The organism is Natranaeroarchaeum sulfidigenes (genome assembly GCF_017094485.1).
GTDB classification, from domain to species: Archaea; Halobacteriota; Halobacteria; order Halobacteriales; family Natronoarchaeaceae; genus Natranaeroarchaeum; species Natranaeroarchaeum sulfidigenes.
This window is the reverse complement of the sequence record NZ_CP064786.1, coordinates 716,270-743,251: the sequence shown is the minus strand read 5'-3', so window position 1 is coordinate 743,251 and position 26,982 is coordinate 716,270. Positions and strand designations below refer to the sequence as shown.

Annotated in this window: 32 protein-coding genes; 14 read left to right on the top strand and 18 right to left on the bottom strand. The window is 61.3% G+C overall.

The window, feature by feature from the left end:
• Positions 1 to 28 precede the first annotated feature (28 nt).
• Positions 29 to 1,336 (bottom strand): serpin family protein, encoded by a 1,308-nt coding sequence (locus AArcS_RS03825; RefSeq protein ID WP_238479097.1) that lies wholly within the window; start codon positions 1,334 to 1,336, stop codon positions 29 to 31.
• Positions 1,337 to 1,444: 108 nt separating this feature from the next.
• On the opposite strand from AArcS_RS03825, the gene AArcS_RS03820 reads away from it, so the two are divergent.
• Positions 1,445 to 2,374, top strand: a complete 930-nt coding sequence (locus AArcS_RS03820) for a branched-chain amino acid transaminase (protein ID WP_238479096.1) — start codon at positions 1,445 to 1,447, stop codon at positions 2,372 to 2,374.
• A gap of 18 nt (positions 2,375 to 2,392) precedes the next feature.
• On the opposite strand, the gene AArcS_RS03815 is transcribed toward AArcS_RS03820, so the two are convergent.
• Positions 2,393 to 3,160, bottom strand: a complete 768-nt coding sequence (locus AArcS_RS03815; RefSeq protein WP_375139631.1) for a DUF502 domain-containing protein — start codon at positions 3,158 to 3,160, stop codon at positions 2,393 to 2,395.
• Between the two features lie 68 nt (positions 3,161 to 3,228).
• Entirely contained in the window at positions 3,229 to 4,065 is an 837-nt protein-coding gene (locus AArcS_RS03810) for a proline dehydrogenase family protein (RefSeq protein WP_238479095.1), read from the bottom strand.
• Between the two features lie 85 nt (positions 4,066 to 4,150).
• Here AArcS_RS03810 and AArcS_RS03805 point away from each other — a divergent pair, with 85 nt between their 5' ends.
• Positions 4,151 to 4,696 (top strand): CDP-2,3-bis-(O-geranylgeranyl)-sn-glycerol synthase, encoded by a 546-nt coding sequence (locus AArcS_RS03805; protein ID WP_238479094.1) that lies wholly within the window; start codon positions 4,151 to 4,153, stop codon positions 4,694 to 4,696.
• 68 nt (positions 4,697 to 4,764) lie between these two features.
• Positions 4,765 to 4,941 carry a DUF7535 family protein gene (locus tag AArcS_RS03800; RefSeq protein ID WP_238479093.1) on the top strand — a complete coding sequence of 59 codons (177 nt, stop codon included), beginning with the start codon at positions 4,765 to 4,767 and terminating at the stop codon, positions 4,939 to 4,941.
• Between the two features lie 36 nt (positions 4,942 to 4,977).
• On the opposite strand, the gene AArcS_RS03795 is transcribed toward AArcS_RS03800, so the two are convergent.
• Together AArcS_RS03795 and AArcS_RS03790 are read right to left on the bottom strand one after the other, a co-directional pair.
• A complete protein-coding gene (locus tag AArcS_RS03795; protein WP_238479092.1) occupies positions 4,978 to 5,937 on the bottom strand; it encodes a CPBP family intramembrane glutamic endopeptidase in 960 nt (319 codons plus the stop codon).
• Between the two features lie 54 nt (positions 5,938 to 5,991).
• A complete protein-coding gene (locus tag AArcS_RS03790; protein WP_238479091.1) occupies positions 5,992 to 6,321 on the bottom strand; it encodes a DUF7577 domain-containing protein in 330 nt (109 codons plus the stop codon).
• An 85-nt stretch (positions 6,322 to 6,406) separates the two neighbouring features.
• Between AArcS_RS03790 and AArcS_RS03785 the strand changes: the two genes are divergently transcribed.
• From AArcS_RS03785 to AArcS_RS03775, 3 genes are all read left to right on the top strand, one after another.
• Positions 6,407 to 7,207, top strand: a complete 801-nt coding sequence (locus tag AArcS_RS03785) for an alpha/beta fold hydrolase (protein WP_238479090.1) — start codon at positions 6,407 to 6,409, stop codon at positions 7,205 to 7,207.
• 169 nt (positions 7,208 to 7,376) lie between these two features.
• Positions 7,377 to 8,108, top strand: a complete 732-nt coding sequence (locus AArcS_RS03780; protein ID WP_238479089.1) for a type 1 glutamine amidotransferase — start codon at positions 7,377 to 7,379, stop codon at positions 8,106 to 8,108.
• 160 nt (positions 8,109 to 8,268) lie between these two features.
• A complete protein-coding gene (locus AArcS_RS03775) occupies positions 8,269 to 9,429 on the top strand; it encodes an acyl-CoA dehydrogenase family protein (protein WP_238479088.1) in 1,161 nt (386 codons plus the stop codon).
• A gap of 290 nt (positions 9,430 to 9,719) precedes the next feature.
• Here AArcS_RS03775 and AArcS_RS03770 read toward each other — a convergent pair whose 3' ends face one another.
• The 3 genes from AArcS_RS03770 to AArcS_RS03760 all read right to left on the bottom strand — a co-directional run bounded on the left by AArcS_RS03770 (position 9,720) and on the right by AArcS_RS03760 (position 11,423).
• Positions 9,720 to 10,580, bottom strand: coding sequence for a phosphatase PAP2 family protein (locus AArcS_RS03770; protein ID WP_238479087.1), 861 nt, complete (start codon positions 10,578 to 10,580; stop codon positions 9,720 to 9,722).
• Positions 10,581 to 10,695: 115 nt separating this feature from the next.
• Positions 10,696 to 11,247, bottom strand: a complete 552-nt coding sequence (locus AArcS_RS03765) for an endonuclease dU (protein WP_238479086.1) — start codon at positions 11,245 to 11,247, stop codon at positions 10,696 to 10,698.
• 5 nt (positions 11,248 to 11,252) lie between these two features.
• Entirely contained in the window at positions 11,253 to 11,423 is a 171-nt protein-coding gene (locus AArcS_RS03760; RefSeq protein WP_238479085.1) for a DUF5786 family protein, read from the bottom strand.
• A gap of 138 nt (positions 11,424 to 11,561) precedes the next feature.
• On the opposite strand from AArcS_RS03760, the gene AArcS_RS03755 reads away from it, so the two are divergent.
• Complete coding sequence (locus tag AArcS_RS03755) at positions 11,562 to 12,818, top strand: hypothetical protein (RefSeq protein WP_375139630.1); 1,257 nt, start codon at positions 11,562 to 11,564, stop codon at positions 12,816 to 12,818.
• Here AArcS_RS03755 and AArcS_RS03750 read toward each other — a convergent pair.
• The 4 genes from AArcS_RS03750 to gap all read right to left on the bottom strand — a co-directional run bounded on the left by AArcS_RS03750 (position 12,815) and on the right by gap (position 16,404).
• Positions 12,815 to 13,108 carry a DUF8119 family protein gene (locus AArcS_RS03750; protein ID WP_238479083.1) on the bottom strand — a complete coding sequence of 98 codons (294 nt, stop codon included), beginning with the start codon at positions 13,106 to 13,108 and terminating at the stop codon, positions 12,815 to 12,817. The genes AArcS_RS03755 and AArcS_RS03750 overlap by 4 nt on opposite strands.
• Entirely contained in the window at positions 13,108 to 14,061 is a 954-nt protein-coding gene (locus AArcS_RS03745) for an aminopeptidase (protein ID WP_238479082.1), read from the bottom strand. Before AArcS_RS03745 ends, AArcS_RS03750 begins: the two co-directional genes overlap by 1 nt.
• A gap of 71 nt (positions 14,062 to 14,132) precedes the next feature.
• Complete coding sequence (locus AArcS_RS03740) at positions 14,133 to 15,341, bottom strand: phosphoglycerate kinase (protein ID WP_238479081.1); 1,209 nt, start codon at positions 15,339 to 15,341, stop codon at positions 14,133 to 14,135.
• A 43-nt stretch (positions 15,342 to 15,384) separates the two neighbouring features.
• Positions 15,385 to 16,404: a type I glyceraldehyde-3-phosphate dehydrogenase gene (gene gap, locus AArcS_RS03735; RefSeq protein WP_238479080.1), complete on the bottom strand. Its 1,020-nt coding sequence runs from the start codon at positions 16,402 to 16,404 to the stop codon at positions 15,385 to 15,387.
• 279 nt (positions 16,405 to 16,683) lie between these two features.
• Between gap and AArcS_RS03730 the strand changes: the two genes are divergently transcribed.
• Together AArcS_RS03730 and AArcS_RS03725 are read left to right on the top strand one after the other, a co-directional pair.
• A complete protein-coding gene (locus tag AArcS_RS03730; protein WP_238479079.1) occupies positions 16,684 to 17,751 on the top strand; it encodes a type II glyceraldehyde-3-phosphate dehydrogenase in 1,068 nt (355 codons plus the stop codon).
• A gap of 228 nt (positions 17,752 to 17,979) precedes the next feature.
• On the top strand, positions 17,980 to 18,378 hold the full coding sequence (locus AArcS_RS03725; protein ID WP_238479078.1) for an Hsp20/alpha crystallin family protein: 399 nt from the start codon (positions 17,980 to 17,982) through the stop codon (positions 18,376 to 18,378).
• Positions 18,379 to 18,420: 42 nt separating this feature from the next.
• On the opposite strand, the gene AArcS_RS03720 is transcribed toward AArcS_RS03725, so the two are convergent.
• From AArcS_RS03720 to AArcS_RS03705, 4 genes are read right to left on the bottom strand one after another with little or no spacing between them, the layout of a single operon-like run.
• Positions 18,421 to 19,290 (bottom strand): ATP-grasp domain-containing protein, encoded by an 870-nt coding sequence (locus tag AArcS_RS03720; protein WP_238479077.1) that lies wholly within the window; start codon positions 19,288 to 19,290, stop codon positions 18,421 to 18,423.
• A gap of 55 nt (positions 19,291 to 19,345) precedes the next feature.
• Positions 19,346 to 19,876, bottom strand: coding sequence for a 50S ribosomal protein L16 (locus AArcS_RS03715; protein WP_238479076.1), 531 nt, complete (start codon positions 19,874 to 19,876; stop codon positions 19,346 to 19,348).
• A 57-nt stretch (positions 19,877 to 19,933) separates the two neighbouring features.
• Positions 19,934 to 21,022, bottom strand: a complete 1,089-nt coding sequence (locus AArcS_RS03710; protein ID WP_238479075.1) for a CPBP family intramembrane glutamic endopeptidase — start codon at positions 21,020 to 21,022, stop codon at positions 19,934 to 19,936.
• A gap of 49 nt (positions 21,023 to 21,071) precedes the next feature.
• Entirely contained in the window at positions 21,072 to 22,364 is a 1,293-nt protein-coding gene (locus tag AArcS_RS03705; RefSeq protein WP_238479074.1) for a phosphoglucose isomerase-related protein, read from the bottom strand.
• Positions 22,365 to 22,496: 132 nt separating this feature from the next.
• Here AArcS_RS03705 and AArcS_RS03700 point away from each other — a divergent pair, with 132 nt between their 5' ends.
• From AArcS_RS03700 to AArcS_RS03690, 3 genes are all read left to right on the top strand, one after another.
• The gene (locus AArcS_RS03700) at positions 22,497 to 23,036 is read left to right on the top strand and encodes a DUF8056 family protein (RefSeq protein WP_238479073.1); all 540 of its coding nucleotides are present in this window, start codon (positions 22,497 to 22,499) and stop codon (positions 23,034 to 23,036) included.
• A gap of 57 nt (positions 23,037 to 23,093) precedes the next feature.
• A complete protein-coding gene (locus AArcS_RS03695) occupies positions 23,094 to 23,567 on the top strand; it encodes a DUF5812 family protein (RefSeq protein WP_238479072.1) in 474 nt (157 codons plus the stop codon).
• A 124-nt stretch (positions 23,568 to 23,691) separates the two neighbouring features.
• Positions 23,692 to 24,153 carry a DoxX family protein gene (locus AArcS_RS03690; RefSeq protein ID WP_238479071.1) on the top strand — a complete coding sequence of 154 codons (462 nt, stop codon included), beginning with the start codon at positions 23,692 to 23,694 and terminating at the stop codon, positions 24,151 to 24,153.
• Between the two features lie 12 nt (positions 24,154 to 24,165).
• Here AArcS_RS03690 and AArcS_RS03685 read toward each other — a convergent pair whose 3' ends face one another.
• Entirely contained in the window at positions 24,166 to 24,789 is a 624-nt protein-coding gene (locus AArcS_RS03685) for a metal-dependent hydrolase (RefSeq protein WP_238479070.1), read from the bottom strand.
• Positions 24,790 to 24,907: 118 nt separating this feature from the next.
• On the opposite strand from AArcS_RS03685, the gene AArcS_RS03680 reads away from it, so the two are divergent.
• A complete protein-coding gene (locus AArcS_RS03680) occupies positions 24,908 to 25,621 on the top strand; it encodes a helix-turn-helix domain-containing protein (protein ID WP_238479069.1) in 714 nt (237 codons plus the stop codon).
• On the opposite strand, the gene hpt is transcribed toward AArcS_RS03680, so the two are convergent.
• Positions 25,622 to 26,197, bottom strand: a complete 576-nt coding sequence (hpt, locus tag AArcS_RS03675; protein WP_238479068.1) for a hypoxanthine/guanine phosphoribosyltransferase — start codon at positions 26,195 to 26,197, stop codon at positions 25,622 to 25,624. It abuts the gene before it with no gap.
• A 90-nt stretch (positions 26,198 to 26,287) separates the two neighbouring features.
• Between hpt and AArcS_RS03670 the strand changes: the two genes are divergently transcribed.
• Positions 26,288 to 26,980 carry a class I SAM-dependent DNA methyltransferase gene (locus AArcS_RS03670; RefSeq protein ID WP_238479067.1) on the top strand — a complete coding sequence of 231 codons (693 nt, stop codon included), beginning with the start codon at positions 26,288 to 26,290 and terminating at the stop codon, positions 26,978 to 26,980.
• Positions 26,981 to 26,982: the final 2 nt, after the last annotated feature.

Below are 26,982 nucleotides of genomic sequence, written 5' to 3'. Positions count from 1 at the left end.
CAGGGAAACGCGGGCGCCGCCGGATCGATCACTGCGCCGCCGCGGCGTCGACGACCCGCCCGACGAACAGCAGCGTCTCTGTGGGCCGGTCGCGGATACAGAAGAGGAACGGTCGATCGACGGTCATCTCGAAGGTGTCCTGTGGTGCCGACTCCTCCATTCCGACCGCGGTCGCCGCGGCGGCCTCAGTTCCCTCCTCGTCGACCGATACGAAGGCGTCGTGCCAGACGTCGCTGATCGCCAGCCCGCCGTCCTCGACGATTCCGCTGAAGTCGGCCGAACCGAGGTCGAACGCGACTTCCATCCCGAGTGCCGAGAGGACCTCTTTGAGCGCGAACGAGGACTCGTACTCGAAGCGCGGTAGCTCGATCGTCCCCTGAATCGTGGATAGCTCGCCAAGCAGTCCACCGAGCGTCGCCGGATCGAGAGCCTCCTCGAAGGCCTCGAACTCGCCCTCGGCGGGCAATATCACGATCATGCTCACTTCGTTGCCGACGTAGGGCAGGTCGACGAGCTGGTGGCCATCGACTTCGGCGTACGGGAACCGTTGTTCTTGAGACATCATCTCGACCTCCCCAGTCTCGCCGTCGAGCGCGGTGAACTCGGCGGGCTCGGTCGCCCCCTCGTTGAACTGGTGGAGCCAGCTCGCGTGAAAGTAGATCGCGTTGGTCAGCACGAGGACGGTCGAGGCATCGACGGCGTTCTGCGGGAGTAACTCGTCGATCCGGTCTTCCGTCTGCTCGGCGATGTACTCGTTGATCTCGGTGCGAGCAGCCCCGGGATCAGTCTCGAAGGGAACCGAACGGAGCTCTGCGCCGTAGTGTTCGTCGAGGGTGTCGAGAAACTCGTCCCGATAGGGGTATTCCTCGCGCCCCCAGACGTCGTTGACCGCGCGGAGCGTGAACGGCTCGCCGTCGTTGTTATCCTGGGCGTCCGAACGGGCATCGAGTTCGGCGTCCAGATCCGCGAAGGCGGCATGCTGTTCGTCCTGATCGAGCGCGAAGGCGAGTGCGTCGGCCATCGCCGTCTCGGTGTCGTCGCGCGCCCCCGCCCACGTCATCGCCAGCGCGGCGCGGATGCTATACGGTGAGAAAAAGAGGTTCTCCTCGGGGGTGTCCTCGATCAACTCCACGAGGGCGTCCAGTGCGAACTGGTCGTTGCCAGCAACGAGCTGGTCCAGATCTTGAGTGGGGAGATCGTCGATGCTCCCACCCATCCCCCCACCGGGGCTATCGAGCCCGTCCAGACACCCGGCGAGCAGCGCGCCCTGTACCGCGCCGGCCAGCGCCAGCACCTCGCGACGACCGCGCGCCGGCGTCATTCGCTCCCGTGTCATACTTGCAGAGTCGACGACCCACACAAAGGGCTTTCTGTAGACTCAAAGAGCTGCTGTCGTCATCCTTCCTCGTAAACCGTTTTAAACACGGGCTTCAATTGAGTGCATATGGGATTTGACGAGATGGACGTCGACACCATCTGGATGGACGGCGAGTTCGTGGACTGGGAGGACGCCCAGATCCACGTGCTCACACACGGACTGCACTACGGTACTGGCATCTTCGAGGGTGTGCGATGTTACGACACCGAGGACGGCCCAGCTCTGTTTCGCTGGGATGCCCACCTCGACCGATTTTACGAGTCCGGCAAGCCCTACGAGATGGAGATCGAACACGACCGCGAGGAACTGACCGAAGCGACGATGGAGCTGATCCGCAGACAGGACCTCGAATCCTGTTACATCCGGCCGATCGCCTTCTACGGCTACAACAGCCTCGGCGTGAGTCCGAAAGACTGCCCGACCCGCACCGCCATCGCATGCTGGCCGTGGGGTACCTACCTCGGCGAGGACGCCCTCGAAAACGGCGTCGAGGTGATGGTCTCCTCGTGGCGGAAACACTCCTCCAGTCAGATCCCGACAAACGCCAAGACGACCGGGCTCTACGTCAACAGCATGCTCGCTGGGGAGGAAGCCCGCCGAAACGGCTTCACCGAGGCAATCGTGCTCGACAAGGAGGGCTACGTCGCCGAAGGCCCCGGCGAGAATATCTTCCTCGTCCGCGACGGCGAGCTGTACACGCCCGCGCTCTCCCAGTCGATCCTCGACGGCATCACGCGCCAGAGCGTCATCGAGGTCGCCCGCGATCTGGGCTACACCGTCCACGACCAGGCGACGATCGGGCGCGGCGAGTTGCACACGGCTGATGAACTGTTCTTCACCGGGACCGCCGCGGAGGTCACGCCGATCCGGCAGGTGGACAACGTCGAGATCGGCTCAGGAACGCGCGGGCCGGTGACCGAGGAGATTCAACAGGAGTTCTTCGACATGCTCGAATCGCCACCCGAGAAGTACGACGACTGGTTCACCTACGTCTAGAGCATCCAGCGTCCCGTGTTATTCGTCGGACTCGATCGTCACGTCGGTACTGTCTTCGTGTTTGCGGTTGTCGGACCCCTGTTTGTCCTCCTGATCTCTCGACACCCGCCGCGGATCGAGCCGACCGTACTCGGTGTCGGCCGCCTCCTGTACATCGATCGGGATCCCACCGATACTCTGTCTTCCTGGCCCGTTCCCGTTGGAATCACCGAAGCCAGCGCTCAGCAGTCGTGTCAGCGCCTCCTCGACGCGCTCATCGACCTCCTGGATGTCCTCGGGTTCGACCTCGATGACGAAGCCAGTAGTGATGTTCGGCGCGGTCGGCATGAAGAGGATCTCCCGGCCGTCGCTGGTCTGCTTGCCGGTTTTAAACGCGGTGAGACGCATATCGTCCCACGGTTCTATCTTGACCGGGGTCTGAAGGGCGTCGGTCCCGCCCAGTGCCGTCTCGGCCGCCATCTTCGAGGCGTTATAGACGACGCGAAGACCCGGGAGACGGTTCACCAGATCGTCGAGTGCGCTCTCGGCGAATCCCCCGAGTGCGGTCCGCATCAGATACCCCACTGCAAACACCAGTAACACGAACACGAGCAGGGTTACGATGACTCGCACCAGGTCAGTCGGAAGCCAACCCAGCCCCACAGTCGCGAGCAGGTCACCGTCGATGGCGGCGACGAACGGAAGCCCGGCGATGAACCCGGCCAACCAGATAACCACCCAGAGCGTGACGATGATCGGAACCAGGACGACGAGACCGCTCCCGAAGTCCCGTTTCCATGTTGTCATTACTTCCACTTCGGCGTCCTCCCTAATGAGCGCTGTTATCCTTCACCGTCGAGCGCGAGGAAAAACGATCAGGATCGCCCGAGCACCGCTCTCGCAGCGAACAGCGCGTTCTCCTTGCGCTCCATGACGCGCCGGTAAAAGTATGAGAGCCACCGATCGCCGTAGGGCGCGTACTGCCAGACCGTACAGTCCTCAGCGAGATCGATCTGAGCGGATTCTCTGACGCCCATCAGCATCTGGATCTCGAAGTCGGTCCCGTGGCGCTCGTGGAGTTCCTGAGCGTGCTCGATCATCGCCGGGTCGTGACTACCGACCGCGACACCGGACTCGCGGTGCTCGAAGGCGTACCGGAGTAGCTCGCGGTACTCCGCGTTGACGCGCTCTTTGCGACTGTAAGAGATGTCGGCTGGCTCGTCGTAGGCCCCCTTGACGAGTCGGAGCTTTCCCGGCACATCGACCAGTCGTTCGAGATCCTCGCGGGTCCGTTGCAGGTTTGCCTGCAAACAGAGCCCCACCGTTCCGTGTTCGCGGGCAAGCGGTTCGAATGCGTCAATAGTGGTATCGGTGGTCGTATGATCCTCCATATCGACCCAGACGAACACGTCCCGCAGTGTGGCGTGCTCGACGATCGCTGTGAGGTTCGTCTCGAAGTACTCTGGATCGACGTCGAGACCTATCTGCGAGGGCTTGACCGAGATACAGGCCTGCAGATCCTCCGCCGCGATATCCTCTATCAGCTGGAGATACGCGTCCCGATCCGCGGCCGCCTCAGCGCGCGCATCGTAGTGCTCGCCGAGCAGGTTGAGGATCACGCCGATGCCGTGTTCGTTGTACTCGCGGGTGTGAGCAAGTGCTTCGGCGGGGGTCTCTCCGGCGACGAAGTTGTTCGCAATCGGCGGGAGCATATCGGACCGTTGGTAGTGTAGGGTTGTATAGTGTTCCCCGCCGAGAATCGTGAGTGTTTATGCCGGTCGGCCGACAGACCCGTGTATGAATCCACTGGAGATCGTCGTCGTTGCCTTCTGGCTGATGTTGCCCGCGTACGTCCCCAACAACGCGGCCGTGCTGACCGGCGGCGGCCCACCGATCGATGGCGGGCGAACCTGGAACGACAAGCGTGTCCTCGGTGACGGAAAAACGTGGCGGGGGACTGCGGGTGGCATCCTCGCGGGTGTTGGCCTCGGCCTCCTGTTGAATTTCCTCGCCGAAAGCGTCAGCTCGGCGTTTGCGTTCACTGTCCCCGAGTTCCCACTCGCGGCGCTGTTCGCACTGGCCGCCGGAGCGATGCTTGGCGACATTCTGGCGTCCTTCCTGAAACGCCGAACGGGGCGTGAACGCGGTGCGGCCTTCCCCGGTATCGACCAGCTGGACTTCGTCGTCGTCTCGCTCGTGCTAACCGCACTGGTCGCCACAGACTGGTTCATCCAGTGGTTCACGCTGCCGGTGATCCTCGCCGTCCTGATCCTGACGCCAGTCCTGCACGTCGGGACGAATATCATCGCGTTCAAACTCGGGCTGAAAGACGAACCGTGGTAGCCGGGCGTTGATCGCCAACCGTCGTATAGTGGACAGGATTCTTCAGTGGGAATCGACTACCGACTACTATGACGCGATCAGCGACGCCGCCACGGGATGTATCCGGGCGAGCAGATATGACTACCGTCGGCTACATCATCGCTGGCGGTGTACTACTCCTGTTGTTCCCGCTGTTACCCTTCATTGCACTCGCGTGGTTACTCAGTCGATGGCTGGGTACCGAACCGCGGGCGGAGAAAGCCTGAGGAACACTACCGACGGGCCGACCACTGACCGATTGGCTAGAACGGGATGGTAGCCAGTAGACTCGCGACCGTCGCTGGCATCTCGCCGTCAGTCGTCAGGACGACGTAGAGTGCGCCAAACTGGATGGCGTTGAATGCCCCATGGATTACGATGGGCACGAAGAGGTTCTCGGTGTACTCGTACAGGCCGCCGAGCACGAGACTGATGAAGAACAGTCCGATGATCGTCGGCATACTGTCGAAACCGCCGTAGGCCGGAATGTGGACGACTGCGAACAGCACGCTCGCGAGAACGAGGCCTGGCAAGACCCCGGAACGATTGACGAACTTCGTCTGGATGAGTCCGCGAAAGAGCAGCTCCTCGCCTGGGCCGATCAACAGGAACGAAAGCGGGATCATCACAAGCAGTATCTCGGGATTGGCGGTCGCCATTTCGACGACTTCGTGTTCGGATCCCTCGTAGCCAAGCGCCGCCAGTGCGCTCTGGACGCCGATCGAAGCCGCGAACGCGCCGAGAATCCCTCCGAAGACCCAGCCGACCTCCCGGAGTGTCGGCATCCGGAGCCGAATGAACTCGAGTCCGTATCCCTGACGGGACATATACCATGCCGAAATCCCGAGCATACCGATTCCCTGCAGAGTGACCGTCGAGATCACTGATAACAGGACAAGATCTTCGAACACCGGGACGCCGACACCCTGTAATGCGACAAGTATAATCACTGCCGTGACGGTTCCGATCAGGAACGCCCCGATTACCAGTCCGATCGAGACGGCGGTGATACGGAGTAACGACCTGTCTCCATCACCGTCCGACTGGATATCGTCGTCGCCGGTCGTGTCCCCGACAAAACCGTCGGTGTTTGGGTCGTCACTGTCAGTTGTGTGCCAGTCGTTACCGTCCTCGGGCGGGTCATCGACCCCCCAGCCATCGCCGTCCTCCGGTGGGTCGTCGTCGACTCCCCAGTCGTCGCCATCCTCGTTCCAGTCTGACATCTGTCGGACTCTACGGACTGGACGGCCTAAAAGGTGCCAATTCCGGGTGGTCGCTCACAGGCTCTCTCGCTCTTCGGGTGCACCCTTCGAGATCGAGGTGTCGACCATACTGGACAGTTCCTGCACACAGTTCCGACAGTACCGATATTCCGGTTCGTTCTCGGTGTGACAGAAACCACAGTGGACCACTGGCTCGTCGTCAATGTCGCCTCCGGACTCGGATCGGGTGGCGTCTACGGCCGGATCCGTCTGTGCTGGGGTATTTTTATCGACCGGCAGTCCGTCGGAGCGGCGGTAGAGGTAGTAGCCGACGAGCAGGTGCATCAGCACGAAGATGCCGGCGTACGCGAGCACCCACGTCGGAACCGTCTCGACGGATATCATTGAGCGAAAATACGCGCTCTCGATACTAAAACGTTATCGGGGCGAGACCGTATCCTACTAACGGCTTGCACGCCGAATAGGACGTATGCCTACGGCAACTCGGGACGGCGTGTCACTGTACTACGATACCTGGGGAAGCGGGGAGACGGTCGTTTTCATCGAGGACGTGGGGTTTGGCGCGTGGCTCTGGGGGTGGCAGAACGACGCCCTGGCTGGGCCGTTCGAGACGCTCGTCTGGGACCTTCGAGGGACTGGTCGGTCCGATGTGCCTGAAGGACCGTACACCGTTCCACAGATGGCCAACGATCTGGAGGCGGTGCTCGCCGACCATGGTGTCCGAAACGTCCATCTCGTCGGCTGCGGACTTGGCGGAATGGTCGCGCTCGATTACGCACAGCGACACAACCGCGCCGAGACGCTGACGCTGATCGGGACGACTCCGGGCGGCGACGAGGCTGAGCGAAACATCGACCGGCTCGACGACGCGTTCGCGCCGCGGGACGACGAGGAAGCGCTGGCGTCGTCGCTGGAAGCGGTTCTTTCTGCCGCTTTCCGGGAGCAACATCCGGAGGCAGTAGAGCGGATCACGGCATGGCGCGCCGAGGACGATGCCGGACGGGAGGCATGGGAGGCGCAGGCGGCCGCGTTCGAGGGCTACGAACACCGAGATCCGCTGTACGAGACGACGGTGCCGACGCTCGTACTGCATGGCGAAGACGACGAAATCGTCCCATTCTCGAACGCCGAACTGCTAGATCGGGAGCTGCCACGGAGTGAACTGGAGGCCGCACCCGAAGCAGGCCATCTCGTCGGCGTCGAGCGGGCGACCGGCGTCAACGACGCGATTATCGGGTTCCTTGAAGCGCACGTCGAGTCGGACCAGTGAGGACTGGTTGCACGGTTGAATATATAAACCACGAACCACCTCGTTAATCGTTAGCACGACTCAACAGCCGTTTGAGACCGTCTACATGCAGAATCTCTGTCACAGGATGCGGCACGTTTCTCGTGGGGCGGAATGCCTTTTAGCGTGTACGGCCTCCAGTTGAGTACAGATGAGTCGACCGCGCATCGCCGTGTTGAACGCAGCCCACGACCCCGAGCACAACCGGCGGAATTTCCGCCGGGAGCTCGACGCCGACCTCGTGGAGTTCGACGTAACTAACGTCGAGGTTCCATCCGAAGTCCGGCGCTTCGACGGGGTCGTCGTCACAGGGTCACGCGTCTCCGTGTACTGGGACGAAGACTGGATCGCACCCACGCGAGAGTGGGTGCAGGGGGCTATCGAGGCAGGGCTGCCGTGTCTAGGCGTCTGTTGGGGCCACCAGCTACTGGCCGACGCGCTCGGCGGCGAAGTCGCGGATATGGGCGAGTACGAGATCGGTTACCGCGAGATCGAACACCACGGCGAGTCGAGGCTGTTCGACGGGATCGACGAGCGGTTCACCGCCTTTACGACCCACTCCGACGAGGTGGTCTCGCCACCCCCCGGTGCCGAGGTGCTCGCCGAGAACGACTACTCGATCCACGCGTTCCGCAAGGATCGGGTGTTCGGCGTCCAGTTCCATCCCGAGTACGACACCGAAACTGCTCGTGAGGTGACGCTCGGCAAGGATCTGGCCGACGAGCGCATTCAGCAGGTACTCGACGGCATCACCGAGGAGAACTACGCGAAGGCCTGCGAGGCGAAACTGGTCTTCGAGAACTGGCTCGACTTCGTTGACGATCTGCGTCAGCCCGAGACCGCCGTCGGCAGTGACGCCGTGGATCCGGCAGGGGCAGACTGAGAACCAACTTCGGTAGCGGTTCCGACCTGAGCGGACTTCTCCGGCCTGCTGTGCCATACTTCAATAGCTGTAGTGTAATGCTTCTAGAACTGTAGTGTTGTACTTCGAGTTCTGTAGTCACCGGCGGACGTATTTTGGCCCCACGGGTAGAATTCCCACCATGCTCGATTATGTCGATCTGGAGGCCGACCTCGCCGAAGAAGAGCGGCTGATCCGCGACACGGCCCGGGAGTTCGTCGCGGACCGCGTAAAACCGTCTGTCGGGGAGTGGTTCGAGTCCGGCGAGTTCCCCGAACACCTGATCGAGGAGATGGGTGATCTGGGGTTTTATGCGCCGAATCTGGAGGGCTACGGCTCGGCGAACGTGAGCGAGCGAGCGTACGGCCTGCTCATGCAGGAACTGGAAGCGGGCGATTCGGGGATTCGCTCGATGGCGAGCGTCCAGGGCGCACTCGTGATGTATCCGATCCACGCCTTCGGCACCGCCGCCCAGAAGGACCGCTGGCTCCCCGCGCTCGGTCAGGGCGATGCAGTCGGCTGCTTTGGGCTCACGGAACCGGAACACGGGTCCGATCCGGCCAGCATGGAGACCCGTGCAGAGGTGGACGGCGACGGCTACCTGCTCACAGGAACGAAGACGTGGATCACGAACGCGCCGATCGCTGACCTCGCGATAGTCTGGGCACGGGACGTCTCCGCGGAGGGTCAGCCGGTCCGTGGCTTCCTCGTCGAGACTGACGCTGACGGAGTAACGGTGAGCGAAATCGACGGCAAGCTCTCGATGCGGGCGTCCTCGACCGGTGAGATTTCGATGGACGACGCCTATGTTCCGCCGGAGAACGTCCTCGACGTTACGGGGATGAAAGGGCCGCTCTCCTGTCTGACCCAGGCCCGGTACGGCATCGCCTGGGGGGCGGTCGGCGCGGCCCGGGACTGCTTCGAGACGGCCCGCGAGTACGCGACCGATCGCGAGCAGTTCGACCGACCGATCGCGGGCTTTCAGCTGCAACAGGAGAAACTCACCGAAATGGCAACGCAGGTGACGACGGCCCAGCTACTGGCCCACCGGCTCGCCGACCTGAAGGAACGCGGTGATCTGCGTCCACAGCAGGTCTCGATGGCGAAACGCAACAACGTTCGGATGGCTCGCAAGCAGGCCGCTGTAGCTCGTGAAATACTTGGTGGGAACGGTATCACCACGGACTACTCGCCGATGCGCCACCTGGCCAACATGGAGACCGTCTACACCTACGAGGGGACCCACGATATTCATTCGTTGATCGTGGGTGAGGATCTCACTGGCCTTGCAGCCTTCGAGTGACGCGAAAGCGTCACGAGAAACGGTGGGAGGACAGTGAGCAATCGGCCTTGCAGCCTTCGAGTGACGCGAAAGCGTCACGAGAAACGGTGGGAGGACAGTGAGCAATCGGCCTTGCAGCCTTCGAGTGACGCGAAAGCGTCACGAGAAACGGTGGGAGGACAGTGAGCAATCGGCCTTGCAGCCTTCGAGTGACGCGAAAGCGTCACGAGAAACGGTGGGAGGACAGTGAGCAATCGGCCTCGCAGCCTTCGCGTAAAGGGAAGGGCCGCTCTGGCGGTTCTCAGAGAGTATCAGTCCGAAACGGTGAACGATAGCTGGTCGTCGTCCAGATCGTTCAATAGTCCGGAGCGGTCGGCCCGGTTGACAACGTACTCGCCGATGTAGACGGCCAGCGCACCGAGTGCCACGCCGACGACCACATCAGTCAACCAGTGGATACCCAGATACATCGTCGAAATCACGACGCTTGTTCCCAGCAGGAGCGCGAACGGTGTCCAGCGGGGGAACTCCCGGTGGCTCATCAGTGCCAGAATCATTGCAGTAACCGAAAGCGAGGTGTGCAACGAGGGGAAGACGTTGGTGTTGGTGTTGACCGCCGAGGTCAGAAACATCACTTCGGGGTACACCTCGTACATCGGCTGGCTGAGCAACCCGTCCATCACGTTACGCGGGCCATAGGCGATAAACAGCGTGTACATCAAGACACCGATACCGTAGTTGGCTGCGTATGCGATCAGCGTCACTTTCAGGTTGTGAAGGCTATCGCTGAACAGATATGCGATCATCGGGAAGACGAGCAACGCCACGTAGCCGAACACGTAAATAAACGAGAAGTAAAACGCTGCTTGCTCCGGAAACGCGTTCTGGAGCGCAATGAGGAACTCTCCTTCGATACCATATAACACACCTGTGACGTTTTGTCCGACCACCCACGAGATGTCCTGACTGACGTCGTGGAGACCTTTGTTAATTCCAAGTACGAGTACAAGCACAACCAAAAACGGCGCGACGTTGTACAGGCGGCGCTTGAACACCTCGGGTTCACGGAGGGGCGCAGAGAGGTGGGAGGGACCGACACAGACCACTAGGAGGGCTCCGAGGAGGGCGGCAGTGCCGAGGGCGACAATTCCTGTAACTATCAGTAACGACATCCTATATGTATCCACGAGCGTCTCGATAATGAAACTACTGTCTCCAGATTGTCGGGATGACTCCCTGTTCGTTCGGGATTCTTCAGGATAGTTCACGACGGATTGGAGAGGTGTGTCAGCTATGTCGGTAGGCGTGTGCTGCCCGTGCAGCCAACCGAGCGACACGCACAGGCTCTGGTCGGCCATTCCCAGAGGCAAATCTCTGCACGACTGTCTCGGTGTCGACATCTCCAATCGATCTAACAAAAATCGTGTTGCCGTCGACGGATACCGATTGTCGGGTGGGTAGAGACCGATAGATCTCCAGGCGTTTCCGGAGCGATTCCCCCTCGAATTCGCGTCGTATCGCCGGTTCTAGTCCGGTACTGTCTTCATAGCTCACCGAGAGTATCGGCCGATCGATCCGGTCATATACTGCCTGGAGATCACAGAGGTTGTACCAAGATAGTGCGATCCCCGATAGCAGTACATAACGGATGTCGTCGCGGTCGACCAGACGACAGACAGCGTCGGTCACGTCCAGACCGCCGACAGTGGTCCGTTCGAAGCCAATGCCATCTACTACTCGATCAGCCCGAACGACCGCGCCCGCAAGCGTGGCGTACGACTCATCAGCCGAACCGCTGTACGATTCGGCGATCCCAAGCGCCCGCGTTCCGGGCCGCATCGACGTCACTCGTCTTTGATCTCTTCGAGACGGTCAAGGAGTTCGTTGTTCGATGCCCCAATCTCGTACTCTATCTCGCCGTCGTGCTCGCTGCCCGCTCCGACGTTGTTCTCATCAATATCCGTATCAAAATCCTGATTTTCCTGTTCGGATTCGTCGTAGCTACCGAATCCCATACATGAACCATTAACGATTCCGCACACTAAAATCATACGCCGAGGTCGGTCGTAATGGCTCCGTTTCGCATCCAGTTGTTATTCGGGTAGTCTCCCCAGCTGCCGGGCCCACAAGCGTTATATACGTAATACTCGGAAATGAGTAGTGTGCCTTTCGATGTCCGCCCGTCAACGGCGGTCACCATCCTGTTCGTCGTGATCGCTACGATCGCTGGCGCGTCGATAGTGACCGCCGAGTTCTCCGAACCAGCGTCGACCCAGGAACCCGAAACTGTGACGCTGGAAGACGGGTCGGAACTGTGGCCGTACACGAGTCGAGAGTCGAGCACTCAGGAACGAACGCTCTCGATTAACCTCGTCGTCTATGGCGATTCCGATGTGACCGAGCGCGCACTGCGAGAGTCCACGCTCGCAGACTGGGAAGACATCGAAGAGGACGAACAGGATATCGCCCCAGCAGAGGAGTTCGAGATTGATGGAAACGCAACGTCGACCGTGGCGTGGGGCGGCGCGGATGGTGCGACCCGGTACGTGTATGTCGATCCGGCCGACGGAACGCCGGTGTGGCTCGTGGAGTCATATCAGCTAGCGGACGGTGACTATCTCGGCGACCGGCGTCATATTCGGGCCTACAACGATCCAGACGACGGGGACTGGACCGCGATGCAGGCCCACGACGAGCACTGGGACTGGTTCCATCTGCGACACACCGTCCACAGTATCGAAGACTCCCAGCTAGCCGTCGAGGAGGAGTTCATCGACCGATGGTATGTCGAGAACCTCAGCCGTGATCGGTTCGGTAACGACGAGAGCTCCGATGCGGACGGCTGGGTGACGATCGTCGATCTCGACGACCGTGCCACGTACCTGCTGTTTGCTGGCCTGTTGCTTGGTTCACTCAGGGCGGCCCGGACGGTCGAGCATAGTCAGGAGCTGTGGTCGAACGACGACGTTCAGACGACGGTGCGCTCGTTGCTGGCTGTCGCCGTGCTGGTCGCTCTCTACCTGTCCATTCGGTTCGGTGCGGTCGGCGCGGAGCGTCTTCTCCCCGAACTCAACCCAAAGCTCATCGTGGCCGTCTTCTACCCGCTGCTGGTGATCGGGTTTCCGATCGCGGCCTATCTCACGACGCGACAGCTTGATCGATCACAGGCGTTTACCGCGGCAGCCCTTGGCTTTGCAGTCGCTATCTTCCTCGATTACACGGTTATGGGTGTGACAACGCTCCCACTCGACACGTTCGTCCATCGTGGCGCACTCGCCGTTGGGATCGGGTTGATCGCTGCAGGGGCGTCACAGACAGCGCGGAAACCGGGGATCGAGTTCGGCTACGTCAGGACTGGTGCATTGCTCTGGGCCGTCGCGGTGACCCTCCCACTGTTGCAGTTCGTCTAGTCGGGACTTCGGTAAGGTCGCTCCCACGTTGGCGTGGCCCGGGCGTACACGACGACGCCGGTAAATATCACGACGTAGAGGAGCCAGTTCGGCAGGCCGATCCAGCTAAAGATCGACGATGTCAACAGCACCCAAGTCGCCAGCACTGCTGTATCTGTCAGTATCCGCTTCCGGTTGTATTGCAGGTATGCAACCAGTCGGCGTGACCGTGACGGGATCGTGGGTGGGCTTCCGTTATTACTCTCCGTAAGAGCAACCTCGTGGGACGTCTCACTGTCTGAATCGGTCATTACCGATCAGACTGTGGGAGTTCGATAGCCTGGCCATCCACGAACACCGTCGGCTCCCGCAAGATTCCATCGAGGTGGAGCGGCGCGTCGGTATCCCCGCCGATCCCGGCGTCGTCTCCGATTGCGATATGTACGGTCCCGGCGGCCTTTTCGTCGAGGAGAACGGATCCAACCAGTTCAGGTACACCGACGTTCGTCCCGATCCCCAGTTCCGCGAGGTTGTACGCGTCCTGTCCGACCTCCTCGCCAGCGGTCTCGATCTGTGCGCGTATCTCGTCGTCGCTGATTTCGGTGACATAGCCGTCCTCGACCACGAAGGAGAGCTGTTGGCCCTCCCCGAGCAGGCCGTGAGGCCGCATCGTGCCGTCCACGACGAACGTTCCGTCGGCCGAGGTCGGACTAATAAATACCTCACCAGCGGGCAGGTTCGAGAACTCACCGGGCTCGTGAACGATCCCCGTATCTGTCTGCCACTCCCGGCCGCCCACCGCGAAGGTGATGTCCGTGCCCGCGGGCGTCGTGACCCGGATCTCGTCGGCGTCCTGAACGGTCTCTAGCAGCTCCGCGGAGGCCGACGCGATCGATTCGTAGTCGGCGTCGAGACCGGTCGTGAACACGTCCTCGGTGATTCCCGGCAGCGTCGCGCCGCGCGCGCCCGACTCACACGCAGTTCCGCGAGCACGGGTGTGACTCAGGCTCTTTGTCGTCGGCGCGAGGAAGACGTCGGATTCGGCCATCGCGGCGGCAACCGGGGCTGGGGGCTCCTGTCCGTGCTGGTCCCCCGGCTGATAGCGCAGGATCGTCGCCTCGTCAGTGACTGCTGTTGCGGCGTCGTACAGCGCCTCGCCGATCGGCTGGCGCTTGTCGTCGGTAACGATCAGACAGGACTCCTCGGCACGGACATTCAGACACTGCTGTACTGCAGTTTCTGCGGCCTCGTAGAGCTCGCTCATACCGACTCCTCGGCTGGCAGCGTGTTAGGTCTTGTTCTCCCGATGCTCGAAAAATATCCGAGAGTAGAGCGTTACTTTTCGAGCGCTTCGATCGCGGCCAGTGGCTCGCCGGTGAGCGCTTTGAGGTATGCCCCTCCGGCGATCGAGAGATGATTGAAGTGTTCGGTCCCGATGTCGTACATCTCGACCGAGCGGGAGGTATCGCCACCGCCGACGACCGAGAAACAGTCGGTGTCGGCGACCGCCTGCAGGACGCCACGGGTCCCGTAACTGAACTCCTCGATCTCGAACACGCCGAGCGCGCCCTTCACGAGGACCGCCTCGGATTCCTCGACGTGTGGCCGGTACGCGTCGATCGTCGCCTCACCGATATCCATGTACTCGTCGGGCCCGCCCTGCAGGCTCTCCATGCGGTCGGTAACCCGCTCTCCGTTCTCGTCCTCGCGCGCGACATCGACGGGAAGGGAGATCCGGTCACCGTACTCGTCGATGACCTCGCGGATCGTCTCCTCGTTTGCCTCCCAGTTGTCGTCGTAGAGGCCGCCAGGACCCTCCGGCGTGTCCCTGCCGATCTCGTAACCGTTCGCGCGCTGGAATAGGTGGCCGACGATCCCGCCGAGCAGGAACTGGTCGACCTTTTCATCCAGATGCTCCATCGCCGCGATGACGTCCTCGGCCTTCGTGCCGCCGAGCACCATCGTGACCTTCCCGTCGAACTCGCGGCGCTCGACGCTGGTGTTGTACTCGTACTCGTCGGCCATCACACGTCCAGCGTAGCTGTCCATGACCTGCGGGAAGCCGACGATCGAAGTGTGTGCACGGTGGGCGACCGAGTAGCCGTCGTTGACGTAGGCATCGAACTCCGGTGCGAGTGTCTGGACGAACTCCGTCTCGCCGTGCTCTTCTGGCGTCAGGTCGGCGAGTTCCTCGTCGGTCATCCGGACGTTCTCCAGCAGGATCACGTCGCCGGATTCGAGATCGTCGATCGCGTCCAGTGCCTCCTCGCCGTAGGTCGAGGGGACGTACTCGACCGACTCACCGACGTGATCCGCAAGGATATCCGCGTGCTGTTCGAGCGTGACGAACGTGTCACGGCCCGGACGGCCCTGATGGGCCATCAGTGCGATCGCGTGATCGTTCGCGAGCAGTTCCGAGATCGTCTCCGCGTGACGCACGAACCGTCGGTTGTCCTGCACCTCCCCGTCGTCGACAGGGGCGTTCACGTCGATGCGCATCAGGAGTCGTTGCTGGTCGTCGAGGTCGTCGATAGTTTCGAACATAGTTTGGTATGGGCTGCGGTGAATTAAAAAGGTGGTCCGTCGCTCAGGCTTCGTCGAGGGCGTACTGCGCGAGGTCGATCATGCGGTTCGAGAAGCCGACCTCGTTGTCGTACCACGCAAGCACCTTCACGAGACCGTCTTCGACCTTCATGGTCGACTCGGCGTCGATAAGGGACGAATACGGCTGACCGATGACGTCACGGGAGACGATCTCGTCTTCCGTGTAGCCCATGACCCCCTCGAGCTCGCCGTTGGCTGCTTCCTCGAACGCGGCGTTGACTTCCTCGGCGGAGACCTCTTCGGCGAGGTCTACCGTCAGGTCGGTGATGGAGCCGTCCGGGACGGGGACGCGCATCGCCATACCGTCGAGCTTGCCTTCGAGCTCCGGCAGGACCTCGGTGGTGGCCTGTGCGGCACCGGTCGAAGTCGGGACGATGTTTTCGGCTGCTGCGCGGCCACGGCGTCGTTTGGCGAGCGGACCGTCAACCAGTGCCTGCGTGCCGGTGTAGGCGTGTGTCGTGGTCAGGACGCCGGATTCGATGCCGAACTCCTCGTCGAGCACCTTCGCGACCGGTGCCACGGAGTTCGTGGTACAGGAGGCGTTCGAGAGGACGTCTTCGCCGTCGTACTCGTCGTGGTTGACGCCGAAGACGATCGTCAGGACCTCCTTTTCACCTTTCGGCGGTGCGGAGATGATCGTCTTGTCCGCGCCCGCTTCGACGTGCTTGTAGGCGTCGTCGTAGTTCCGGAACAGGCCGGTACACTCGAAGGCTGCGTCGACATCGTACTCTTCCCACGGCAGTTCGGCGGGGTCGCGCTTGGAGAAGACGTCGAACGTCTCGTCGCCAACAACGATCGAATCCCCGTCAACGGAGACATCGTCAGTACGGCCATGGACGCTGTCGTACTCGAGGAGATACGCCATATCGTCGATATCCATGACATCGTTGATACCGACGATTTCGACGGTATCGTCTTCGAGTGCGGCACGGAATACGTTTCGACCGATGCGGCCGAAGCCGTTCAGTCCAACTCGGGTCGGGTCGTCTGGAGATCCACTCATACCTGAACATTTTCTATGTCCTGAGTAAAGTATTTATCTAAAATCGCCTCGGTCAGCACACATATACTGCAAAAAATAATTAAGATGTGACGGACGTAGTCGTGCTGGTTGAGGAACTATACACTCGCCCAACAAGCAGGAACAAACACTGCTACGCCGACCCATGCGTGTCTTCCGTCCAGTCGAACACGGGCTCGCTGTCGATATACTACTCGGTTACGTATTCTAATCTATAATCGGTCAGGAAAATTTATGACACTCGGGATTGGAGACGTAGATATGCTCTCCGTGGGTGTTAACGGCTATGGGACGATCGGGAAACGCGTCGCCGATGCGGTCCGTGTCCAGCCCGATATGACTGTACGAGGCGTTGCCAAAACGTCTCCGGGCCACGTTGCCGATCACGCAACCTCGATCGGGTACCCGCTATACGCGGTCTCCGAGGACGAGATAGCTTCGTTCGAGGCCGCAGGTCTCGACGTTGCGGGAACCATCCGGGAGCTCGTCGCCAAGAGCGACGTGATCGTTGATGCCACTCCCGGGGGTATCGGCGAGCAGAACCACACACTGTACGAGCAACTAGAAACCCCGGCAGTGTTTCAGGGTGCCGAGACACCAGCAGTCGCAGAGACCAGTTTCAACGCCCGTGCAAATTACGACGAGGCCAGAGATGCGTCGTACGTGCGTGTCGTCTCCTGTAACACGACGGGGTTATCGCGATTGCTCGCACCACTGAAAGAGGCATATGGCATCGACGCGGTTCGCGCAACGCTGATCCGTCGCGGCGGTGACCCAGACCAGCCCTCTCGGGGTCCGATCAATGATATCCTTCCAGATCCAGTTACCGTTCCCTCACATCACGGACCGGACGTCCGAACGATCTTCCCTTCGCTCTCGATCGATACTATGGGCGTGACCGTCCCTGCCACACTGATGCACCTTCACGGCGTTAACGTCACGCTCGAATCGACGCCCGACATCGAGGCCGTTCGCGACCTGCTAGCAAAGGAACCCCGGATATTCGTCGTTCCCGAGTCCGCCCGAATCGAGGGCTGTGGCGCACTCCGCGAGTTCGCACGGGATGCTGGACGCCCTCGTGGCGACATCTGGGAGAACTGCATCTGGGACGAGTCAATCTCTGTCAGCGGAAGCGAGTTCTACTGCTTTCAGGCGATCCACCAGGAAGCAGATGTGGTCCCCGAAAACGTCGATGCGCTCCGCGCGATGTTCAACCTGAAAGACGCCGCCGAGAGCATCGCCACAACCGACGAACGTCTCGGGGTCTCGTTCCGTCAGCACTCACGGGCCAGCGAGCAAGTGTTCACTGAGCGTGCGTGTGACGACTGAACAAACTCCAAGGGCCGGTAGCATCTCGAACGTACGGATCTGAACCAGCGATTGTCAATCGCTGGTAGCGGTGACTGTGACCTGCCTTTCCGGACCGCCGGAACGAATGACCAAACGGACACGGTGCTAGACACTGTCGACATACGGATTCTGGTCTGACTGGACCGTGATCGGCGCTACTCTAGCATGGACAGAAGGCTTTTGCTGGGCTGGTGACTAGCCACAGCTATGAGACGCGACGACCGCGACGATCCCTTCGATGATCTGTTTCGCGAGATAGAGCGGATGATGAACGATATGATGAGCGGCGATGTAGACTTCGAGTCCAGCACTGGCCTCGAGTCCGGGCCGGGGTTCGGCGCCGATACCCACGTCGACATCCACGAAACCGACGACGAAATCCGTGTAATCGCCGACATCCCGGGCGTCGACAAGGAAGCGATCGACCTCAAGTGTGATGGCGAGGTACTGACGATCTCCGCGGCGAACGAGCGGCGTCAGTACGACGACAAGGTCTCTCTGCCGGGTACTGTCGACGAACACTCCGCCGACGCGACCTACAACAACGGCGTTCTCGAAGTCGTCTTCGACCGCGCCGACGACTCCGCGGACATAGACCTCGACTGAGCGCTCCGCGCTCGCGGGCAGCGGACGCCGTCCAACTTCTCGTCACCGCTTTGCGGTCCGCTCGATCGACGCTGATAACCGGTCATAGAAGCCGTTCTCGTACTTCGTCGCCGCATCGACCGTCGGCCGCGCATTCGTCTCGCTGACGACAGCCCGATCCTCGCTTACGAGGAGATCTACCCCAAGCAGCGAGATATCTAGCTCCGCTGCTACCCGTTCGGCCAACTCACGCAGGCGATCCGGCAGATCGACACCGCTCGCGTTCGCACCACGGTGGACGTTGTGTTTCCACTGGTCGGAGCGAAGCGCGTCATCCGGCAACCGCCGTTCGACGGCACCGACGTACTCGCCGTCAACGATCATCGCCCGATAGTCGGTCGCGTCCGCGATGTACTCCTGCACGAGAAACGACTTGTCACCGGTCGCGCGGTAATCGTGTACAAGATCGAGGTAGTCGACAACGCCCAGAAACGAATCGAGATCGTGGACTTTCGCTACGCCGACACCGCGTGTCGCCGAGTTGGGTTTGACGACAACCGGCGGCTCGAATCGTTCAAAAACGTCGACCAGCTCGGCCTGATCGACAGGGTTCGATACCATGGCCGTCTTGGGAACTGGAACTCCGGCGGCGTCGAGTCGAGCGATCACGCCACCCTTGTTTCGTGAAGTGACGACCGCCTCGCGGCCGTTGATCCAGGGGATATCGAACAGTGCGTCGGCCACCCCACCTTCCATGAGTCGTCCCGGATAGACGAAGCCGACATCGAACTCCCCACGTCGTCCCGCATCGCCCGTGAGTGCGAGTGTCCGCTCAGTAACTGGAACGTGATGAAGCCGGATGTCTCGGTCTGCCAGTGGGTCGCGGATCCGCTCGAACGTCTCCGCACGGTTGACCGCGACGAGGTCGATCATAGCCGTCACTGGGGAACAGAAACGCAAAAGGATGCTGTTCGGTCACCGACCGATCTCAGGCGACGAGTTGCTCTTCGCCACGCTCGACGACGATCCGGCACGGCGGCGAGAGCTTGTTGTAGGACCGTCGGAAGGCTTCTTTGACCTCGGCGGCCTGATCGACGTCACACCAGGCGGTGAAGATGCGGTCGCCCTCGGGAATCCGGGCGGCGGTGCCAACGATCTTGCCGAAGGACTGGCGCATCCCGTCGGAGACACGGTCGGCTCCTGCGCCGGTTGCCTGTTTGTTCTCACGCAGGACCTGGTGGGGGAACTTCCGCAGGGTCATCTTGTAGTTGCCCTCGCCGAACTCCTTGATGAGGTGGCGATTCGCGGACAGACGGGCGCTTTCGAGCGCGCCGTGGCGGAGCTGGACGGCTTCCTCGGTGACCAGACTGATCTGGACGGGGTAGTCATCGGGATCGGCCTGCAGGTCGCCCATCTGATGCTGAGCGATCTTCGAGCCGGGAATGCCCCCCATATACTCGCGGCGCGTGTAGGAGGGCTTGTCTATCTGCCGATACATAGAGGCGGGTTTCTCGGACATGGTTGTTATCCGGACGGATGCCGAGGCGGCCGATAAAGCCTTCGAAGGGACGGACAGTCAGCCGAGTCCAACCTCGTATATCACGGCAACGTACAGCACCGCATACTGGAAGGCGTTAAACGCGCCGTGAATGAGCGCAGGGACGAGGACGTTGTCAGTACGTGCGTAGGTTACCGCCAGAACGAGCGACAGTGTGAATGCCAGCGCGAGGCCGGCCAGTGCGACCGAAAACGGAGCGGTGGCGTACGCCGGGAGATAGATAGCGGCGTACAGGACACTACTGAGCACGACCGAGCTGGTCCGGGTAAACGAGGAGTACAACGATCGCTGGATCACGCTCCGAAAGAGCAGTTCCTCGGCCGGCCCGACCAGCAACGCCGAGATGAGCAACACAGCAAGGAACAGCTCAGGAGGGGGATCGAGATCACCTTCGATGACACCAGATGGCGACGGGGGGACTCCAAGTCCAGCGAGTAGCTCCGCACTGAGGAGCAAGACGAGCAACAGTCCAATGAATCCTCCAAGACAGTACAGGAGCTCCCGCGTGTCCAGCCAGCGGATATCAATGGACTCGATTCCCCGCTCTCGCCAGTAGAGATACACCACCGTGACGGTCACGAATCCGGCTGCGGCCGCAAGCTGGCCACTCACAGCATCCGCGAAGCCCCGATCGACAACCAACAGTGCGGTTGTGATCGAGCCGACCAGCGCGTCGAAAACTCCAGTAGCGATCACCGCAGTCACCGCGACAATGCTGGCGACGAGGAGCGTGTCCAACCGGTCAAGTAACTCGTCAACCCGCAGTTCAGCCCAGTCGACTATCCCGATCACACCGCTTGTCACGCCGACCCCAACTGCCAGCGGCGGCCAGATCGATACCGCAATCCCCGCGTCAGTCAGCACGACGATTACGGACAACGAAGGTAGTACCGCTCCCATGCTTCCGCCGACCGTCGCCACCACACCGGTCCAGCGGCCGAGCCAGCCGTACCGGCGACCAAGAAACCCGGCGAGGGAAAGGAGTGCGAACGCGGTGGCCAGCAACGGTGGTGAGACCGGGATCGGAAGGGCATCGTCAACCACCGGCGGCGAGGGCCAGGGCTGGAGCGTCGCGGCCGCAGTGAGAGCCGCGCAGGCGATTCCCATATCGACGAATCTCCCCCGGTCCATGCTTTGGGCCACCACTCCAGTGGCGCTATTCGATCCGTAATGTTGTTTTCGCGTCGACAGCATCGGCCTCCTCGAACTCGCCACCGCCGAGCAGGCCGCGAGCCGCACGTTTCCCCCACTCAACAGCGGGCTGCTGGAACGTATCGACGCCGTAGAGTTCTCCCGCTAGCACGCAAGCGGCCTCCATCCCGTAGAGGAGCCCCCCAAGACTGCGCTCGTCGACGCGATCAATTTCCACCCGGATATTGGGGCGTCCCGCCGCGGCGAGACTTGCCTCGGTCGCGGCGAACTCGGCGTCGAGCAGCTCGCCCAGCGAGCGATCGCCGAGATAGGAGAGTCCCTCGATATCGGTAGTCGGTATATTCCGGTCGGCCCGTTCGGTCGCCCGGACCAGCGTGACCATCGTGTTTCGGGGACCTGCACGGTAGAGCTGCAACTGGGAGTGCTGGTCGGTCGCACCGAGAGTCCGAACCGGCGTCTGTCCGAGACCGTCCTTGCCCAGACTCTCGGCCCAGAGCTGTGCGAACCACTCCGCGTAGGTCTCCAGAGACTCGGCGTAGGGCATCATCGCGTTGACCGCCGCCCCGCGGACATCGAGCGCGTACGCCGTCGCGCCGTAGGCGTATGCGGGGCACTCGAACAGCGAGCCAGTGAGGCCGTCAGCGACCTCGCCTGCCCCCGCAAGAATCGCTTCGATATCGTGGCCATCGAGTACGGCGGCCGCAAGACCGACTGTAGAGAGTACAGAGAAACGACCCGGTACCCCATCTGGGACCTGCAGGTTCGGCAGGTCGTGTGTCTCTGAAAGCTCACGCAGCGGCCCTTCATCGCCGGTCGTGACGAACGTCCGGTCAGTCCAGTCGACACCCGCCTGGTTCATCGCATCGCGTACGACGAGGAAATTCGCCAGCGTCTCCGCGGTCGTCCCCGAGCGGGAGACGACGTTGACTGCGGTATCCGACAGCGGGACGGCATCGAGCTGTTGGGTAATTCGCGCCGGGTCGACGTTATCGAGCACGTGGACCGAAAGGTCTCCGTCCAGGGCGTCCACGAGCGTCGCCGCACCGAGCGCGCTTCCGCCGATGCCCACAAGGAGGAGATGATCAGCGTCGTCGAACGGTTCGACTGCAGTCCGGATCCTCGACGGATCGGCGGTCTCGGGCAGGTTGAGAGCCGCGTAGCCGTGTTCGCTGTTCGCCCGACCACGTTCGATCCGCTCGTGGGCCTGTGTGACGCCCTCGTCGAGGCGCTCCAGCGAGTTACGAGAGACTCCTGGGGAAGCCACCGTCGCGAGCGCATTACCGATATCTACGTCCATACGAGAGGTTCCAGCCCGCGGGATCAAAAACCCGCCGCACACCGTGGGAACGCGAGCCGGGAGCTTCGGGACTAACGGCTCGTCAGCGATGTACCGGGCGGTTTAACCCGTCGCCGTTCTAATTGGCGGGCAATGACTGATGCGGCGACGGACGGGACAGCGACCGAGAGTGGTTCACGGAGTATTCTCCGCAGGTCCTACGGCCGGACCGTCCGCGCCAGCGACTCGTTGCTGTTGCGCTCGTACGCAGTGGTGAGTGCTCTCGTTGGACTATTCATGGTAGCGCTGGTCCTGCTTGGTCTCCCGATCTGGATCGCCCAGACGGAAGGGTCGACAGCCACGAATATGATCGGCCGGGCGCTCCTACCGATCGTGGGGCTGGCCTTGCTCGCCCCACTTGTCGGTCCAGTGCTCTACGCGGCGAAGAACCGCGCAAAGGGACGTGCTGATCGGAAAGGTGACGCCGCGCTTGGAGCCGCTGGATACCTGTTTGTACTCTCGATGTATCTCTCGCTCGTGATCTCTGCCCCCGAAAGTGCCCGCTCGGACCCACCCGCACTCCTCTCGCCTGCCATCGAGTTCTTCTACGGACTGCCGCCGCTTGCGGGTTTGCTCCCACCAGTCGTGGGGGCCGTCCTGATCTACGCAGTCCAGCGCTGGATCTGGCGGTGAGCCCGCCGGTTAGGCGAACACGAAACCCCGAAGTGTCCCGGATCGATTACTGGAAGTATGACAAGAAAGACAGGCACGTTCGTCGTCACCAGTGCGGACGAGGACTCGGCAGTCTTTCGCGACGTGACGAACGGGCAGATACACACCCTCGGGACGAATCCAGACGTGAGCGAGCGGGACGTCGTCGACGCGACCATCGAACCGGAACCCCCGATGGACGTCGTCTGGTCGGTCCTCGAGATCGATGCTCGTCGAGAGATCGAGATCGTCGATTCCGAGCTCTCGCCGACGAAACAGGCCAGAGAGATCGCCGCCGACCAGTCAATCGGCGACGTCGAGCGCGTCGAGCGCGCCGGAACTGGCGAACTGCACGTCATCTCAGTACCCCCATCGGAAACTGCGGCTGCCGCCGCTGATGTGGTCGACGACCTTGCGACGCTTGAACGCGCAGCCCGGCTGGACGCCGTCCGAGTCGAGGTCCGATCCGACGCCGATGAAGGGGTGCTCAACGTCAGATATCTTCCCGACTGAACCGGCGAGAGCTGGCTGCTCGGCCACTGAGCGTGCAAGTTCTTAATTATTGTTTCTTCGTAGGCGACGCGATTAAGCCCCACCAGTGCCTATTTTCGTCGTAGACGTAATCAGAATGTCCACAATGTCACTCCCTGAACAGCTAGAGCCGTATCGAGATCGTTTCGAGAGCATCGACCGAGAAATCGCGGCGTGGATGGACCGGTGGAGTCTTCCGATTCTGCAGTTCGGGCTCGGTGTCGTGTTCATCTGGTTCGGCGCGCTAAAGGTCTTCGGCGTCAGTCCAGCGGGCGATCTCGTCGCCGCGACGGTCTACGTGGTTCCGCCCGAGTTGTTCGTCCCGATTCTGGGGGTCTGGGAGGTGTTGATTGGGGTCTGTCTCCTCTACAAGCCGCTGATACGGCTCGGTATCCTGCTGTTGGCGGTACAGATGCCGGGTACCTTTCTGCCGCTCGTACTGTTACCGGATGTAGCCTTCGTCACCTTCCCCCACGCGCTGACAGTCGAGGGGCAGTACATCATCAAAAATCTCGTGATTATCGGTGCGGCACTGGTGGTCGGCTCGACAGTTCGGGAGCAGGAGTGAGCGGTCTGCCCTCTATTCTCGCCGACGCTCCTCGGCCAGTCGGAATGCAACGACCGCGAAGCCGGTGATCGTCAGTACGAAGCGCTCGCCGGTGCCCGCAATGGGAAACCGTCGCTCGACGTCCTCGGGCGTCTCGCCCGGCGTCGGATTCACGCCGGTCGTGTAGTGAGTATCCTCAACTGTGCCTTCTGCGGTCTCGCCGTCGATGAACGTCTGGACGAGCCCGCGCTGATCGGAAATAAGGAGTTCACCCGAGAGATCGTAAAATCGGTCGTGCAGGGGCCAGAAGAGGTTTACGCCGTTGAAAAACGCATCCAACAGGATGTGTCCAAAGATCAGCGCGACCATGCTGACCCACGTTACTCGGACCCCCCAGTCGCCCCACTTGCCTTTGACGTACGATTCCTCACGCCAGCGGACGTCCCACCACAGCGCCAGCAGTACCAGGGTCGGAAAGACGAGGTTGTGGAAGTACGCACGATGTGCTCCCGGAATCCAGATATCGATGATCGTATCCAGATCGATAGCGGCGGTGACGGCCATGACGATGAAGATCGACTTCGCGTCAAAGTGGCGTGCGAGCAATGCTGTCCCGATCAGTCCGGCGAAAGCGACGTGAACGACGGTCGAGGGCATATATTGCGTCAGGGCTGTTCCATGTTAGCATTTATGTTGCCGATACTCAGATGGGGTTCGTCAACTGTCGAATTCCACTTTCGATATTCTTTTGGTCCGCGCTTGCACAGCACTGTGCATGACGACCCAGCAGGACCCCCGGCGGAATCTCGCCGAAAAGATCGCGGGCGAGATCACGCTCAGCGACGATCCCGGCGCGACCCTGCGCAAGTGGCGGACCGACTTCGACGCCTCCCAGACGGAACTCGCCGACGAACTCGATATCTCCTCCTCGGTCATCAGCGATTACGAGAGCGGCCGCCGCGCGAGTCCTGGCATTAGCGTCATCAACCGTATCGTCGAGGCGTTGCTCGCTATCGACGAGCGTCGCGGCGGCGACCGGATCCGTCAGTACGCCCGCGTGCTCTCGGCTGGTTTCGAGAGCGATATCGTTCTGGACCTGCGCGAGTACTCGACGTCGATCCCGCTCGACCGGTTCTATGATGCTATCGACGCCACCGAAATCGTCGACGGAGAACAGGACTCGGTGACCGGCCACACAGTGATCGACAGTATCAGCGCGATCACCCGTCTCTCCAGTGAGGAGTTCTTCCGACTGTACGGCCAGAGCACGAATCGTAGTCTCGTCTTTACTGGCGTCACCCGCGGGGAGTCACCGCTGGTCGCACTCCGCGTGGTCAACCCGACGCCAAATGCCGTCGTCCTCCACGGACTTGACCCCGACGACCTCTGGGAACACGCCCCCAAACTGGCCGCGATCGACGGTTACTCGCTGGCCGTCTCGAACGCCGAGGTCGACGGCATGCTCGATTCGATCCGCGACCTGCCCTGATTATTCGGCGTGGCTGGCCGTCACATCGTCGAGGATCACCACTTCTCCATCTACGACATCCACTTCGAGCAGATGCTGGACATCGATCGGCAGCTCGACCGGGTCCTCTCCGGTTCGGCGTCGGATGACGACCGCCGCCTCGACGAGTTCGCCACCGGTCTCGGCGATAGCGTCACACATTGCCCGGATCGTCCCGCCGGTCGCGTAGACGTCGTCGACAAACAGCAGACGCTCACCGTCCTCGATACAGTTGATGTAGAGTTCGTCCTCGGCGTAGCCCGTCGTCTGGTGGACTGCAACCTCATCCTCGAACCCGTACTCGCGTTTTCTGGCGACCACGAACGGAATTCCCGTCTGCATGCTCAGGGCAGCAGCGTGATGGACGCCCATCGCTTCTGCCGTGATGATCCTGTCGACCCGATCGAAGTCTACGACGTCCTCGAATGCAGTTGCGATCTCGCGTAACAGGTCCGGCTGGACCTCCGGCAAGCAGTCAGTTACCGGATGGACGAAGTACTGGTACTCGCCTCGGTCGACGATGGGTGCCTCGCGCAGCGTGCGCTTGAGCGTCTCCATACTGGAATATCGACGGCACCGATCAAAAAACGACCGGGCACTGTGAAGCCACCGAAATCGTCAGGTGGACGCTATTAGTAGTGAAAACCAATGCCGGAACATCTCTACACCGAATATCCTGAGTTGTACGACGCAATCCAGTCGGGCTGGAACTACGACCGGGATGTGCAGTTCCTCCACGAGGCGCTGATGCGTCATGATATCGACGGGAATCGACTGCTGGAAGTCGGATGTGGAACAGGGGAACACACGACCCGACTCGCCGCTGCCGGATTCGATGTAACTGCGGTCGATAAGCACGCAGGAATGCTTGATCGTGCCCGGGAGAAATGCGATGTGAACTTCCACCGGATGGCGCTCCCTGACCTCCCGTCCGGACGGTTCGACGCCATCGTGGCGATCCGTGGCGTCGTCAATCACCTCCCGCCGGACGCCCTGGAGCCAGCACTCTCAGCGATCGAAACACACCTCGCAGGGGGCGGACTCGTTGTCTTCGACAACTCAGCACTACCGGCAGAGGGAAACGATCTGGCACTGGACGACGGAACTGACGACGACCCGGCCTACGCCCGCATCGCCAGACACGTCCCCACCGACGACGGGCGACTGGAATGGCAATCCGTCGTGTTCTCCGATGAGACGTGTTTCGTCAACACGCGCCGGATGACACCGTTCGAAGACGAGCAGACCGCGGCTGCGCTCGACGACTATGGATTCGAGGTAGAACGACACGACGGCTATGGTCCACAGGACCATCGAACCGTCTTTGTTGCCCGCGCCTGAGC